The following is a 14,232-nucleotide window of genomic DNA, read 5'->3' on the forward strand; positions in this document are numbered from 1 at the left end:
GCAAAAGTGCCGCAGAGCAGAGCGCAATCGCTGGCGCAGCGGCTCGCCGGGATCGAGCGGCGCGCGGCCGGGCGGCTGGGGGTGACGCTGCTCGACGGCGGCGGCAGGGTGCTCGGCGGGCAGCGCCAGGACGAGCGCTTCCCGATGTGCAGTACCTTCAAATTTGTATTGGCGGCCGCGGTGCTGCAGCGGGTCGATCGCGGCGAGCTGAGCCTGGAACAGCGGGTCGACATCCGCGCCGCGGACATGGTGGCGCATGCGCCGGTCACCGAGCGCCATGTCGGCGGCGCGCTCAGCGTGGCCGAGCTGTGCCGGGCGACGATGCTCTACAGCGACAACCCGGCGGCCAACCTGCTGTTCCCGCTGGTCGGCGACCCGCCGGGACTGACCCGGTTCCTGCGCTCGCTCGGCGATCCGGTGACCCGCAGCGACCGCCACGAACCGGAGATGAACCAGTTCGCCGCGGGCGATCCACGCGACACCACCACGCCGGCGGCGATGGCCGCGACCCTGCGCGCGCTGCTGCTCGGCGACGCCTTGCGGCCGGCCTCGCGGCAACGCCTGACCGAATGGATGATCGACAACCGCACCGGCGACGATTGCCTGCGTGCCGGCCTGCCGCGCGGCTGGAAGATCGGCGACAAGACCGGCAGCAACGGCACCGACACCCGCAACGACATCGCCATCGTGTGGCCGCCGGGCGGGCGCACGCCGTTGCTGCTGACCGCCTATCTCAACGGCGCCAAGGTCGACAGCGCCGCACGCGACGCGGCGCTGAAGGCGGTGGCGGTCGCGGTCCACGAGACGCTCGCCGGCTGAGTGTCGTGCCGTGCGCGTTGAGGCCGCAGGGGCCGCGGCGTGCCATGCGCTCGTGTCGCCGCCTGTGCGCGCATCGATCCGGTTCCGCGCTGTTCTTCGCCCGCGGCGCGCGCAGCCGCGGCGCGCCGTGCCCGTGAATTGCCGCCGGCCTCGTCCCTGAAGACCAGACGCGGCGTGGTTTCGCGCATCCCCTTCGTTTCCCGTCTCGCCATCCAGGAGTTCGACCATGCACAGGCTTCTCCGTTGTTCGTTTGCCGCGATCGCGCTTCTGCTCGCCCATGCACCGGCGCAGGCGGAGATCTGGCAACCAGCGCCCGGTCACGTGCAGGTGCCGATCTGGCCCGGCGCGGTACCCGATGCGTTGCCGCATCCGAAGCCGGAATCGGTCGGTCCCGGCCCGGGCAGGGCCAACGACGTCAGCCGGCCGACGATGACGGTGTATGCGCCCGCCGGCCGCAACACCGGTGCGGCGGTGGTGGTGTTTCCCGGCGGCGGCTACCAGATCCTGGCGATGGATCTGGAGGGAACCGAGATCTGCGACTGGCTGACCGCGCGCGGCATCACCTGCGTGCTGCTGAAATACCGCGTGCCGAACTCGGGGCCGACCTGGACCAACGGCGGCCGCTACTACCCGAAGGTACAGACCGCGCTGCAGGATGCGCAGCGCACGCTGGGGCTGTTGCGCCAGCATGCGGCGCAGTGGGGGATCGATCCGCACAAGGTCGGAGTGATGGGTTTTTCCGCCGGCGGGCATCTGGTGGCCGCGACCAGCACGCATTTCGCCAAGCGCACGTATCCGGTGGTGGACGCGGCGGACGCGGAAAGTTGCCGTCCCGACTTCGCCATCGCCGTCTATCCGGGCCACCTGTGGGCGCACGAGGACGAGGACCACGCCACGCGCGATCCGACCCGCCTGGACCTGCGCCCTGACATCACCGTCGGCGCCGATACGCCGCCGACCTTCCTGCTGCAGGCCGAGAACGACGAGGTGGATGGCGTGTCGCAGTCGCTGGCCTACTACGTCGCGCTGAAAGAGGCCGGCGTGCCGACGGAAATGCACCTGTACGCGCAGGGCGGCCATGCCTTCGGCCTGCGCGCGGGCAAGCTGCCGGTCGCGCAGTGGCCGCACCTGGTGGAAACCTGGCTGGGGAGCATCGGCATGCTGGGCGCGGCCGACGCGCGCTGAGGATCGCGGTGGCCGTCGCGCAGCCATCGCGCCAGGCGAACGCGGCAACGCTCAGCCGAGCGGGCCGAGCGCGCCCATCACGATCGGATCGTCCTGGTACAGCCGCGCCGGCCCGCCCATGGCCGGATCGCTGACCCCGTGCCTGCCGGTTTCCACGCGTCCGGCCAGGCGCTGGCGCGCGCCGTCCTGGACCAGCCACAGGTCGTACCAGCCGCCAGTCGGCGACGCGCTCCAACTGCGCCGTTGTTCGGCGCCGGGCGCCAGCAGCACGCTGTCGTGCGGTTGCGCCCGCGCATACGCGCCGGGCTGCAGTTCCACGCGCAACGCGCTGCTGCCGGGATTGCGCAGCAGCAGGCACAGCGCCTGCGGATCGTGCGCGTCCTGGGCGATCTCGGCGTGCAGCGGCGGCGCGTCGAGGTCGCCGCGGTAGTGGCGGTGGAAGCCGTTGGGGCCGAGCAGCCACAGGTCGTAACTGCCGTCGTAGGTGGTCCAGGTGGCGTCCAGCGTCGCGCCGGCGCCGACCGTGTAGCGCCGCGGGATCGCCGCCAGGTCGTAGCGGTCGTAGACGTGCAGTACCGCGGCCGCGCCGGGATTGGCCATGCGCAGCAGCACTTCGCCGCGCGCGTCCACGTGCTGCAGCTGCACCGTCGGGCGGTACGGCAATGCCCGCGAGCGGCGCACGCCGAACGGCTGCTGCGGCGCCTGCACGGTGGCCGGCAGCGGCGGCAACGCATGCTCGTGCAGCGCGGCCGCGCGCGCCGCGGTGGCGCCGACGTCGGGCAGGGAGGCGAAGAACGGACGCGTATCGGCCTGGCGGAAATCGAAGGCATCCAGCAGGTCGCCGCAGACCGCGCGGCGCCACGGCGTCAGCCCGCTGGCGGCGACACCGAAGCGGCGTTCCAGCAGGCGCAGCACCGAGGTGTGGTCGTAGACCTGCGAGTCGATCCAGCCGCCGCGGCTCCACGGCGAGATCACGTACATCGGCACCCGCGGACCCAGCCCGTAGGGCCGGCCGCGCAACTCGGGCAGGTCGGCCTTCTCGTCGCCTGGCGCCGGGTGCAGGTGGTATTCGCCCTCGGTGTCCACCGTCGAGGCGCCGGCCCAGCCGCCCGCCGCGGCGGGGTCGGGCGAGGGCGGCGCCGGCGGCGGCGCGTGGTCGAAGAAGCCGTCGTTCTCGTCGAACATCAGCAGCAGCGCGGTGCGCGACCACACCTTCGGATCGGCGGTCAGCGCATCCAGCACGCGCGCGGTGTAGGCCGCGCCCTGCGCGGGGCTGGACGGATCGGGATGCTCGCTGCCGGCCGCGTCGGCGATGACGAAGCTCACCGCCGGCAGCCGCGCGCCGAGCACGTCCTCGCGCAGCTGCGCCAGCGTGCGCGTGCCGACCCCGCGTTCGCGCAGTTGCGGGTCGTGGCCGGGCGCGCCGCGCCAGGCGGCGCGGAACGGGGCGAAGCCGGCCAGCGGGTTGTCGGTGAAGTTGTCGGCCATGTCCTGGTAGATCTGCCAGGACACGCCGGCCTGCTGCAGCGCCTCCACGTAGCTGGGCCAGCGGTAGTCGTCCGCATGCCCGCCCAGCTCCGGGAAGTTGTCGTGCGAGTTGGCGATCACCGGTCCGCCGGCGCGCGCCTGCGCATCGTTGTGCCCGGTCCACAGGAACACGCGGTTCGGGTTGGTGCCGGCCTGGATCGCGCAGTGGTAGGCGTCGCAAAGGGTGAAGGCCTCGGCCAGCGCGAACTGGAACGGCAGGTCCTCGCGTTGGTAGTGGGCCAGCGCGTGGTCGTGCTTGGCCGCGGCCCAGCGGCCCATGCGGCCGTGGTCCCAGGCCTGCTGCGCGTTCGGCCAGGTGTGCGGGGTGCCCTGCACGCGCATGCCGCGGAAGTCGCGCGCGGTATGCAGCGGGAACGGGGTCAGCAGCCGGCTGCCGTCTTCGCTGGGTTGCAGCCAGACCGTGCGCGGGGCGCTGCCGGGCAGTGGCGGTGCCGGGATCGGGAAGCGGTCGCCGAAGCCGCGCGCGCCGGCGAAGCTGCCGAAGTAGTGGTCGAAGGCGCGGTTCTCCTGCATCAGGATCACTACGTGCTGCAGGTCCTGCAGGGTGCCGCTGCGCACGTCCGGGGCGATCGCGGCGGCGCGGGCGATGCTGGGCGGCAGCAGCGCGGCGGCGGCGCCGGCGACGCCGGCCTGGAGCAGGCGGCGGCGGGGAAGGTCGGTCATGGCGCGGGTACCGGCAGGACATGAGGAGAGGGCTCGCCGGCGGCGCCAGGCCGCCGGCGAGGACGCAGCATGCTTGCTGCGCGGTTACAGATCCAGGGTCAGGGTCAGCCCGACCGTGCGCGGCGCGGCGATGAACGCGCTGTCGCTGCCGTCCACGCCTTCCAGGTAGCGCTTGTCGGTGAGGTTGCTGACGTTGAGGTCCAGCTTCACGCCCTGCAGCTGCGCCGACAGCTGCGACAGGCTCAGGCCGATGTGCGCGCCGAAGGTGGTGACGCCGTCCAGGCTGTTGCTGTTGGACGCATCCAGGTAGCGCTTGCCCAGGTAGCGCCCGGAGATGCCGAACGCCCACGCCTGGCCCTGCCAGTCGGCCGAGGCCACCAGGGTGTTGCGCGGCTGCCCGATCACCTGCGAGCCGGGGGTGATCTCCAGCGCCGTGTCGCGCGCGGCGTCGCCGCTGCCCAGGTAGGTCGCCTTGTTGAAGGTGTAGGCGCCGTTGACCCGCCAGCCGTTGTCCCAGCCATAGCCCAGCGCCGCTTCCACGCCGCGCGCATGCACGCCGCCGAAGTTCTCGTAGACGCCGTCGGTCTCGCCCAGGTAGTCGATGCCGTCGACGAAATTGGCCGGCACGTAGACGATGCGGTTGTCGAAGCGGATGTCGTACACGGTGACGCTGCCGGTCAGCGGCCAGCGGCTCATGCGCAGGCCCAGCTCGATGTTGTCGGCGGTCTCCGGCTTGACCCGGCTCAGCGCCACCGGATCGGTCTCGCCGAGCACGCCGGAAGGAATCGCGGCGAAGTTCTGCGAGTAGCCGGCGAAGGCTTCCAGGCCCTTCACCGGGGTGGTCCAGGTCAGGCCGGCGGAGAACAGCGGATCGGAATGCGAATCCGATTCGACGTGTTCGCTGTCGCCGATGCGGCGGTCGCGGGTCTGGTCGACGAAGAACTGCTTGACGCCCACGCGCCAGGCGAAGTCGCCGTAGCGCATCACGTCTTCCACGTAGTACATGCGCTCGTCGGTGTCGTAGCGGTCCTTGAACTGCACCCAGTACGGGGTATGGTCGAAGGCGATGTTGGTGCCGACGTTGAGCAGCCGGTGCCAGTCGCGGGTGACGCTGCGCTGGTACTTCTCCAGCCACACGCCGGCGCGCACGGTGTTGTCGATCGGGCCCAGGTCGGCGCGCCATTCGGCGTCGGCGGTGACGCCGGCGCGGTCGTTGTCGTAGTGGCTGTGGCGGTAGGACTGCACCGCCTGCGAGCCGGCCGGGTAGCAGGCCGGATCGGACTCGGCCGGCACCGTGGCGCTGCCGCTGCAGCCCGCGAGCATCGTCGCCGCCGCGCCGCTGGGGGTGACGAAGTAGATCTTGCCCAGGTCGCTGCCGCCGTACACGGTGCGCCCGCCGGTGTATTCGGATTCCGGCTTGCCGCTGCCGTCGTCGGTCACGTCCACCAGGTATGGCGGGATCCAGTCGCCGCGCCCTTCCATGCGGTGCGCGTAGCCGGCGAGCGTGGCCTTGAAGCCGTTGCCGCCGTCGAACGCGCCGCGCAGGTAGCCGAAGGTGTTCTTGCGCAGCGCGCGCGAGCCGGAGCGGTAGTTCTGGTCCAGGTAGGGGATGCCGGTCAGGGTGCCGGTCAGCAGGTCGTGCTCGGGATCGCGCGCGAACTGCTCGGGGGTGACGCTGCTGTATTCCGATTCGTCGGCGTCGTCGTAGGACAGGTAGCCGCTGAGCTTCCACGCGCCCAGGTCGCTGTCGAACTTGCCGGCCAGGTGGTCGCGGGTGGTGTGGCCGCTGCCGTCGATCCAGTCGTCGTTGCTGCTGTGCGAGGCGCTGAGCCAGGCCTTGCTGCTGCCGATCAGGCCGGTGTCGTAGCGCGCGTAGTACTTGCGCGCATCGTTGTCGCCGATGCCCGCGGCCACGCGCACGCGCTGCGCGTCGAGCGGTTCGCCGGTCAGGTAGTTGAGCGTGCCGCCCAGCGCTTCGTTGGAGCGCGAGGCGATGTCGGCGGTGCCCTGGCTGACTTCCACCGTTTCCAGGTCCAGCGGGTCGATGAAGCGGTTGGCCTTGGAGCCGCCGCCGTAGGCCGAGCCGCCGTTGGGCAGGCCGTCGATGGTGGTGCCGATCTGCTGCGTGTCGCGGTTGCTGACGAAGCCGCGCATGCTGATCTGCGTGCCCCAGTCGGAGGAGCCGAACGCATCGGCCTCGGTCACGATCACCCCGGGCAGCTCGTTGAGCACGTCGTTGACGCTGCCCATCGCGAACTGGCGGTCCAGCATCTCCTTGCTGACGCTGGTCTTGGCGTAGGTGGTGGCCTGGCCGACGACCTGGACCTGGTCCAGGGTGGAGACCTGCTCGCCGGTATCGACCGGCGCCGCGTCAGCGCCGGCAGCGCCGGCGGCCTGGGCGTGGGCGACCATGGCCGACAGCACCAAGGCCAGCGTGGTGCGCCGCGGGGCACGGAAACTTTTCGAAAAATTCATCAAAGGTGAACGCTTGCATGTGGGGGACCGTGATGGTGTCGACACATGGTTGCGTGGGTGTGACTGCCGGCTTGCGGCTCTGTGCGCATGCATCCGCAAGATGGCGCGGTGTGTCGGCTTGCCGGCGCGATACGTGCTGTGGATGTTCCTTCTCCCGTCGGGACCATGGCCCCCTTTGGGGGGAAGGTGCCCCGAAAGGGCAGATGAGGGTACGTGCGCAGCCTCGTGCACCCGAATCAGCGAGACGCTGCGCGCCGTACTCTCACCCCAACCCCTCGCCCGAGGGGAGAGGGGGCTATGCGCACCGCGGCTGTTCCTTCTCCCGTCGGGACCATGGCCCCTTTTGGGGGGGGGAAGGTGCCCCGAAGGGGCGGATGAGGGTAAGGGTGCAGCCTCGTGCACCCGAATCACGAGACGCTTCGCGCCTTACCCTCACCCCAACCCCTCTCCCGGTGGGAGAGGGGCTATGCGCGCTGCGGTTGTTCCTTCTCCCCATCGGGACCATGGCCCCTTTTTGGGGGGAAGGTGGCCCGTAGTGCCGGATGAGGGTAGGTGCGCAGCCCAATCCCCCTGCCAGCCAGCGCTACCATCGTCGTCGCCATGGCCTCGGCAGGCGCCGGCCTGGCGGCCAAGCCGACCGCATCGCTTGAAAGCCTGCGCCCGGGCCCCATACTGGCTGCCTCGTTCTTCTCGCGTTTTTGCCGCCATGCCGATCTATGCCTTCCAATGTGCCGAGTGCGGTCACAGCTTCGACCGCCTGCAGAAGCTGTCCGATCCCGATCCGGAAACCTGCCCGTCCTGCGGCGCGCCCGCGGTCAAGCGGCAGCTGACCGCGCCGTCGTTCCGCTTGTCCGGCAGCGGCTGGTACGAGACCGACTTCAAGAAGGACGGCGACAAGAAGCGCAACCTGGCCGAGTCCGGCAGCAGCGCCAGTACCGGCGAGACCAAGCCGGCCGCCGCGGCGGCCTCCACCGACAGCGCGGCCAAGCCTGCGGCCGCGGCCACCGCGGCCACGCCGGCGCCGGCGGCCAAGCCCGCGGCGACCTGAAACCCATTACCCGAAAACGCGAACGGCCCGGAGTCGCCTCCGGGCCGTTCGCGTTTCTGGCCAGGAAGGGTCAGCGGGCGCCGAAGCGTGCCCGGCAGCCTTCCTTGACCCACACCGCATTGCCCTCGTAGCCCCAGTTGCGGCCTTCGATGCAGGCGGTGCCGGACAGCTGCTGGATCACCGCCGGGCGGCCCTGGCCACGGTCCCAGGCGCAACTGCGCAGGCGCTTGTCGTCGCTGCTGCAGGTCACCGAGTAGTCGCCGCCGGACGGCGGACGGCCCGGACCCCAGCCGCCACCGCCGCCGCCCCGGCCCTCGGCGAATTCGCCGCGGCAGCCATCGTCCACCCACACCGCGCCGTCGCGCTGGCCCCAGGTGCGGCCCTCGATGCAGCGGGTATCGGACAGCTGCCGCACCAGCACCGCATTGCGCCAGCCGGTGTTGCAGACGCGCTGGCGCTGGTCCTGGCTCTCGCAGCGGATGCTGCCGCCGGGACCGGGGCCGGGGCCGGGACCAGGGCCGCCGCCATCGCCCCAGCCGCCGCGGCCTTCGGCGAAGCGGCCGCGGCAGCCGCGGTCCACCCACACCACGCCGGGGCCGGAACCCCAGGTCTGGCCCTCGATGCACGGCGAATCCGACAGCGCGCCGACCAGCCGCGCGCGGCCGCGGAACGGGGTCGCGCACTGGCGGCGCTTGCGGTCGTTGCTGGAGCAGGCGATGGTCTGCGCGTTGAACCCCGGCTGCGGCCGCCACTGGCCGTTGCTGCCGCGCAGCGAGGTGGAGATGTCCTGCTGGATGCGGCCGAAGCCCCAGCCGCGGTCGATCTGGTCCAGGTAGAACTCCAGCTGGTCGTCGGGGATCTGCCGGCCGCGCGTCTGGTCGGCGTACTCGCGCTCGATCACCCGCACCCGGCTCGGCACCGACAGCTGCCGCAGGTCCTCCGGCGCATAGGCGCGCGCGCTTTGCGCGGCCGCCGGCCCGCTGGCCACGGCCAGCCCGGCCACCAATAACCAACCGCTCAATCGCTTCAACATGGGTCCCCTCCGATGCCCGTGAATGTGGGCGGACTATAGCCTCACGCTCACTTAAGGCCGGGTGAGCCGGGGCGCGATTTGCCCGAGCCGGCGCCGCGCCGCAGAATATCCGGCTTGCCGGCGCGTTCTGCGCCGGCGGTCCCTCCTTGGAGTTTGCGATGCGTACCCACTTCTGCGGCCTGGTCGACGAGACCCTGATCGGCCAAACCGTCACCCTGGCCGGCTGGACCGATGTCGCCCGCAATCTCGGCGGCGTCTGCTTCATCGACCTGCGCGACCACGAGGGCATCGTGCAGGTGACGGTGGAGCCGGAGAGCGCGGAGGTGTTCGCGGTCGCCGCCTCGCTGGGCTACGAGGACGTGCTGCAGGTCGAAGGCGTGGTGCGCGCGCGGCACGCGGTCAACGACAAGCTGCGCAGCGGCAAGGTCGAGGTGATCGCCACCCGCATCAGCGTGCTCAACAAGGCCGCGCCGCTGCCGTTCCACGCGCACGAGAACCCGGGCGAGGAAACCCGCCTGAAGTACCGTTACCTGGACCTGCGCCGCCCGGAGATGCAGCGCATGCAGCGCACCCGCATCAAGCTGGTGCAGGCGCTGCGCCGCTACCTGGACGAGCGCGGCTTCCAGGACATCGAGACCCCGATCCTGACCAAGGCCACCCCGGAAGGCGCGCGCGACTTCCTGGTGCCGGCGCGCATGCATCCGGGCGAGTTCTACGCGCTGCCGCAGTCGCCGCAGCTGTTCAAGCAGATCCTGATGGTGGCCGGCTTCGACCGCTACTACCAGATCGCGCGCTGCTTCCGCGACGAGGCGCTGCGCGCCGACCGCCAGCTCGAGTTCACCCAGCTGGACATGGAGTTCGCCTTCGTGCGCGAGCGCGACGTGCAGGACGCGGTCGAGCAGATGATCCGCCACATCTTCAAGGAAGTGGTGGACGTGGAGCTGGCCGCCGAGTTCCCGCGCATGACCTGGGCCGAGGCAATGCGCCGCTTCGGTTCGGACAAGCCGGACCTGCGCATCGGCCTGGAGCTGGTCGACGTGGCCGACCTGGTCAAGGGCAGCGAATTCAAGGTGTTCGCCGATGCCTCCGCCGATGCCGACGGCCGCGTCGCCGCGCTGCGCATCCCCGGCGGCGCCAGCCTGTCGCGCAAGCAGATCGACGACTACGCCGCGCACGCGGCCAAGTACGGCGCCAAGGGCCTGGCCTACATTAAGATCGCCGACAACGGCGAGGTCAGTTCGCCGATCGCCAAGTTCTTCGGCGAAGACGCCTTCGCCGCGCTGGTCAAGCACATCGGCGCCGGCAACGGCGACATCGTGTTCTTCGGCGCCGGCGGCTACAACAAGGTCTCCGACTTCATGGGCGCGCTGCGGCTGAAGGCCGGCAAGGACTTCGGCCTGGTCGCCGAGGGCTGGGCGCCGCTGTGGGTCACCGACTTCCCGATGTTCGAATGGGACGAGGAAGCGCAGCGCTATGTCGCCCTGCATCACCCCTTCACCGCGCCGGCGGTGGACGACATCGGCGAGCTGCGCACGCATGCCAGGACCGCGGTGTCGCGCGGCTACGACATGGTGCTCAACGGCAACGAGATCGGCGGCGGCTCGATCCGTATCCACCGCCCGGAGATGCAGAGCGCGGTGTTCGAACTGCTCGGCATCGGCGCCGAGGAAGCGCGCGCCAAGTTCGGCTTCCTGCTCGACGCGCTGAACTACGGCGCGCCGCCGCACGGCGGCATCGCCTTCGGCATCGACCGCATCGCCGCGCTGATGGCCGGCACCGAATCGATCCGCGACGTGATCCCGTTCCCCAAGACCACCGGCGCGCAGGACCTGATGACCGACGCGCCGTCGCCGATCGCCGACGCGCAGCTGGCCGAAGTGCACGTGCAGGTGCGCGCCAAGCCGGTGCAGGGCTGAGCGATGGCATTGGCGATCCGCCAGGCCACGCCGGACGACGCCGCCACGCTGGCGGCGCTGGCCGCGGCCACCTTCACCGAGACCTTCGGCCACCTGTACTCGCCGCAGGACCTGCATGGCTTCCTCGCCGAGACCTACACCGCCGAGCGCCAGCGCACCATCCTGCAGCACCCGGACTACGCGGTCTGGCTGCTGGAGGACGACGGCGTGGCGGTGGGCCACGCCGCGGCCGGCCCCTGCGGCCTGCCGCACGCGGACGTGCGCCCCGGCGACGGCGAACTGAAGCGGCTGTACCTGCTGCGTTCGCACCAGAACAGCGGCTGGGGCAGCCGCCTGTTCGAGACCGCGCTGGCCTGGCTGGAGCGCGAAGGCCCGCGCACGCTGTGGATCGGCGTGTGGTCGGAGAACTTCGGCGCGCAGCGCTTCTACGCGCGCTACGGCTTCGAGCAGGTCGGCACCTACGAGTTCCCGGTCGGGCAGACCCGCGACCTGGAGTTCATCCTGCGCCGCGCGCCGTGATATAGCCCGTTAAGGGATGCATCGGCGGGGCTGTAGAGTATTTGCGTGGCCTGCTCGCCGATTGCAGGCCGATCATGCAGGCAGTGCGATGCTCCCTAATCCCTCACTCGCTTTGTCCCCATCGGATGCATACGCAAGAACGCAGCGATTTGTTCGGAGATGCAGCTGTACTCTCTCTCACGCAGACACGCAGGTATCCGTCTCGGCAACGGTGCTAGTTGGACTGTACTTCCCACGTCTGGTTTGGATTGCCAAGGCAGTCCCACATCTGTACGCGCGCGCCATTGGCAGTGCCGCCGGCAGAGTCGTCAAGGCACCTGTTGTTCAAATCGCTGCGAATCTGTCCACGGATGCGCCAGGTTTGCGCCTGGCTTCCATTGCAGGTCGCCATGACGATCGGGCTGCCGTTCGTGCCATAGCCGCCACTGGCTTCAAGACAGTTTCCGCCATAGCCGATGAGCGAACCATTCGGGCCCAACGCCCATTTTTGGTTCTTGGTTCCTGAGCAGTCCCATAACTGCACCGGGGTGCCGCTGTAAACGCTGTAGTTGGCGACGTCCAGGCACCTGCCGGTGGAGACCTGAATTGCCCCGGTTGCAGGATCAAATTGCCATATCTGATTGGCGCCGCCCAGGTTGTCCCAGGTCTGGAGGTGCGCGCCGTTGCCCGTGCCCCTGTTGGTCACGTCCAATACCTTGCCGCCGCTGGCGATAATCGAGGAGGTCCGAAAACTCCAGCGCTGGTTGGGGGAGTTGAGGAACTGATAAAGCTGGATCCGCGCGCCAACGTTGGCATTCACTCCCTCGATATCAAGGACTTTGTCGGTGCCGTAACTGCGCAGCGATCGGCCCTGGCTCTGCCAATGCCACTTTTGCTGCCGTAAGCCATTGCATCCCCAGACCTGGATTGGAGCGGTATTATCGGTCCGGCCATTCGTCACGTCCAAGCACTTGCCAGAAGGGCCGACAATCTGTCCGGGCGAACTAGAGTCGTCGAACGGCACCACAGTTGCCCGGAACTGAACGATGTTGGGTACGGTGGTTAGGAATGCCGTCGCGTTATCGGCTTGGGAGGCAATACCGCAGGACTGTCCGTAGCATCCCTGGATGACCGGCGACGAGTAGATGTTGACCTCGCGTTGACCATTGACGGCGTATGCCATCACCGTATGGAAGCTGCCCACGTCGCTACGATGTCCGTAGTTGAATCCGGTTTCTTGGCCGGTTTCCCGTTGGTGATTCGATCCGAGCAGGTGTCCCAGTTCATGCCCCAATGTGGTTGGTGGACAGTAGTAGTTCCCATCGGTGCCGTCGGAAACAACCGCGTACGCGTAACGCGAATCGGTTCCTCCGTTCACCCATGCGATGCCACAATTATTTTGGCTGGCATTATTGAAGCGGCGGACCAGGCCGACCAGGTCGGCGCCGTAGTTCTCGCGCACCTGGCGAATCGGGCGGAATGCGTCGTTGGACGCCTGGATCCAGGTCAGTTCGTCCAGCGCCTGGCCATTGTCGTTGTTGTTGGTGTAGCCGACTTCTATGATGCCGACCAGGCGATAGCGCGCCTGCACGTTGGCATTGGCGAAGGCCTGGTTGGCGACCTCGACGAGATTGGTCAGCACCGTTTCTATGGCCGACTCGCCGCCCCGATATGCTTTGTAGTCCGGCGTGTAACCCAATACGACGTCGATCGTATTGGTCGAGGTGGTGCCGGCTGCGGCATTCACCTGTGCCAGGCTCGCATAGTCGGCGATGGCGCCGGTTCCGGCCGCCAGCGGCGTCGCGTCGGCAGTCGGCAGCATCTGCCGTGCGTCGCCGCGCCTGCTGGGTGCCGCCGATCGCAATTCGACTTCGGATGCGGCCATGACATAGGGCTGGCCATCAACGGTGGAAATCCGGTAGACCTTGCCGCCGCTGCTGCCGAGCGAACCGAACACCGCGTTCTTGCCGAAGGTGATGACCGATTCCTCGCCTACCTGGGAGCCCGGCAGGCGGCCTACCCAGGTCCAGTTGCCGTTCTTGCCTTCGGTGTGACGGACGTAATCCATCTGCAGCCGGGTGCCGTCCGGCGCGATGATCGTCATCGCGCCCTCCATCGTGGCTCTCAACGCATAACGTTCGCTGATGCGTGCAGGATAGAGTGCGAATGGCCCGTCTCGGCGCGGCGCGGCGTGGCTGTCATAGGTGACCAGCGTGCCGTTGTCTGGCGCATCGAAGTTCGCCGAGACGCCTGCAACCGGTGCCGATACGCCAAGGGCGGGGCCGCGAACGAGTGGGGTCGCGGCAGGCACTGATCCCTGCGCGGTGGCCTGGCCATCTGTCGACGAAGACGGAGGCGCTCCGGCTTTGGACACGCAACCGCCAAGCCAGATCCCGGCCGCAATGGCAACGCACGATGCCCAAATGATGCCTTTGTTATGCATGCAACGAGGTTCCCGGTTGGCTGCGTTTATCTGCGCGATGGTGTTGTGTCATTGCCCTTGTGCGCGGGCAAGGACCTGGATCGAGCGGTTACCTGATCCGCAGGGAGAGTGTTCTATCTGCCTGGCAGCAAGCCCGGCCTTCCACCGCTTCAAGAACCGCGAGTGCTTCATCGCCAGCATGTCAGGTGGTCATTTCAAATTTCCCCCCGGACACCTGCGCGTCCTGCTGCAGATTTTTATCGACCTGAATCTAGCTTTCTTGAGATGGCGGCGCGAGCGTCTTCGTTCGGTTCATGAGGGTGACAGCTTCATGTTCAGGCTGTCCGGACCTGATGTCTGGACCCGGAGTGCCTGATGTCGTGGTGGCATATCAGTTGCACCTGTCCAGCGCCAGCCATGGTTTGCAAAGGGACTGGTTGTCATGGCGCCTCGGTGCATGTGGTTGCCGCTTCATCGCCAACCGACGCGGGACGCAATCTGGCGGCAGGCGCGGAGCTGTCCCGCTCCGGGTGGCCCTTCTCGTCGCGAACACCCATGGTCCGCCAGCTTGCCCATGTCCTGCGCAGCGGCACGCCGTAAACTCGGGAGTGACTTCTTTTCGAC

9 protein-coding genes and 1 pseudogene are annotated in these 14,232 nt (G+C 68.9%); 6 read left to right on the top strand and 4 right to left on the bottom strand.

The window, feature by feature from the left end; all coding sequences use genetic code 11:
- Positions 1–42: 42 nt before the first annotated feature.
- Both bla and AB3X10_RS06075 read left to right on the top strand, forming a co-directional pair.
- A pseudogene (bla, locus tag AB3X10_RS06070) lies at positions 43–819 on the top strand (class A beta-lactamase); the annotation flags it as partial.
- Between the two features lie 226 nt (positions 820–1,045).
- The gene (locus tag AB3X10_RS06075) at positions 1,046–2,005 is read left to right on the top strand and encodes an alpha/beta hydrolase (RefSeq protein ID WP_369979942.1); all 960 of its coding nucleotides are present in this window, start codon (positions 1,046–1,048) and stop codon (positions 2,003–2,005) included.
- Between the two features lie 51 nt (positions 2,006–2,056).
- Here AB3X10_RS06075 and AB3X10_RS06080 read toward each other — a convergent pair whose 3' ends face one another.
- A complete protein-coding gene (locus AB3X10_RS06080) occupies positions 2,057–4,216 on the bottom strand; it encodes a phosphocholine-specific phospholipase C (RefSeq protein WP_369979944.1) in 2,160 nt (719 codons plus the stop codon).
- A gap of 84 nt (positions 4,217–4,300) precedes the next feature.
- Complete coding sequence (locus tag AB3X10_RS06085) at positions 4,301–6,691, bottom strand: TonB-dependent receptor domain-containing protein (protein ID WP_369979945.1); 2,391 nt, start codon at positions 6,689–6,691, stop codon at positions 4,301–4,303.
- Between the two features lie 706 nt (positions 6,692–7,397).
- Here AB3X10_RS06085 and AB3X10_RS06090 point away from each other — a divergent pair.
- Positions 7,398–7,739 (top strand): FmdB family zinc ribbon protein, encoded by a 342-nt coding sequence (locus AB3X10_RS06090; protein ID WP_369979946.1) that lies wholly within the window; start codon positions 7,398–7,400, stop codon positions 7,737–7,739.
- 70 nt (positions 7,740–7,809) lie between these two features.
- Here AB3X10_RS06090 and AB3X10_RS06095 read toward each other — a convergent pair whose 3' ends face one another.
- Positions 7,810–8,772 carry a DUF3011 domain-containing protein gene (locus AB3X10_RS06095; RefSeq protein ID WP_369979947.1) on the bottom strand — a complete coding sequence of 321 codons (963 nt, stop codon included), beginning with the start codon at positions 8,770–8,772 and terminating at the stop codon, positions 7,810–7,812.
- 158 nt (positions 8,773–8,930) lie between these two features.
- Between AB3X10_RS06095 and aspS the strand changes: the two genes are divergently transcribed.
- Together aspS and AB3X10_RS06105 are read left to right on the top strand one after the other, a co-directional pair.
- Positions 8,931–10,688, top strand: a complete 1,758-nt coding sequence (gene aspS, locus AB3X10_RS06100; RefSeq protein WP_369979948.1) for an aspartate--tRNA ligase — start codon at positions 8,931–8,933, stop codon at positions 10,686–10,688.
- 3 nt (positions 10,689–10,691) lie between these two features.
- Positions 10,692–11,207 carry a GNAT family N-acetyltransferase gene (locus AB3X10_RS06105; protein ID WP_369979949.1) on the top strand — a complete coding sequence of 172 codons (516 nt, stop codon included), beginning with the start codon at positions 10,692–10,694 and terminating at the stop codon, positions 11,205–11,207.
- Positions 11,208–11,421: 214 nt separating this feature from the next.
- Here AB3X10_RS06105 and AB3X10_RS06110 read toward each other — a convergent pair whose 3' ends face one another.
- Positions 11,422–13,629: a ricin-type beta-trefoil lectin domain protein gene (locus tag AB3X10_RS06110; RefSeq protein WP_369979951.1), complete on the bottom strand. Its 2,208-nt coding sequence runs from the start codon at positions 13,627–13,629 to the stop codon at positions 11,422–11,424.
- Between the two features lie 16 nt (positions 13,630–13,645).
- On the opposite strand from AB3X10_RS06110, the gene AB3X10_RS06115 reads away from it, so the two are divergent.
- A complete protein-coding gene (locus tag AB3X10_RS06115; protein ID WP_369979953.1) occupies positions 13,646–13,984 on the top strand; it encodes a hypothetical protein in 339 nt (112 codons plus the stop codon).
- Positions 13,985–14,232 lie beyond the last annotated feature (248 nt).

Source organism: Xanthomonas sp. DAR 80977, assembly GCF_041240605.1.
Classification (GTDB): Bacteria; Pseudomonadota; Gammaproteobacteria; order Xanthomonadales; family Xanthomonadaceae; genus Xanthomonas_A; species Xanthomonas_A bundabergensis.

Excerpts from the sequence above, each read along its gene's own strand:
- AB3X10_RS06090 (WP_369979946.1), top strand. The coding sequence starts at position 7,398 with ATGCCGATCTATGCCTTCCAATGTGCCGAGTGCGGTCACAGCTTCGAC.
- AB3X10_RS06075 (WP_369979942.1), top strand. The coding sequence starts at position 1,046 with ATGCACAGGCTTCTCCGTTGTTCGTTTGCCGCGATCGCGCTTCTGCTC.
- AB3X10_RS06095 (WP_369979947.1), bottom strand. The coding sequence starts at position 8,772 with ATGTTGAAGCGATTGAGCGGTTGGTTATTGGTGGCCGGGCTGGCCGTG.
- aspS (WP_369979948.1), top strand. The coding sequence starts at position 8,931 with ATGCGTACCCACTTCTGCGGCCTGGTCGACGAGACCCTGATCGGCCAA.
- AB3X10_RS06080 (WP_369979944.1), bottom strand. The coding sequence starts at position 4,216 with ATGACCGACCTTCCCCGCCGCCGCCTGCTCCAGGCCGGCGTCGCCGGC.
- AB3X10_RS06085 (WP_369979945.1), bottom strand. The coding sequence starts at position 6,691 with ATGAATTTTTCGAAAAGTTTCCGTGCCCCGCGGCGCACCACGCTGGCC.
- AB3X10_RS06110 (WP_369979951.1), bottom strand. The coding sequence starts at position 13,629 with ATGCATAACAAAGGCATCATTTGGGCATCGTGCGTTGCCATTGCGGCC.
- AB3X10_RS06105 (WP_369979949.1), top strand. The coding sequence starts at position 10,692 with ATGGCATTGGCGATCCGCCAGGCCACGCCGGACGACGCCGCCACGCTG.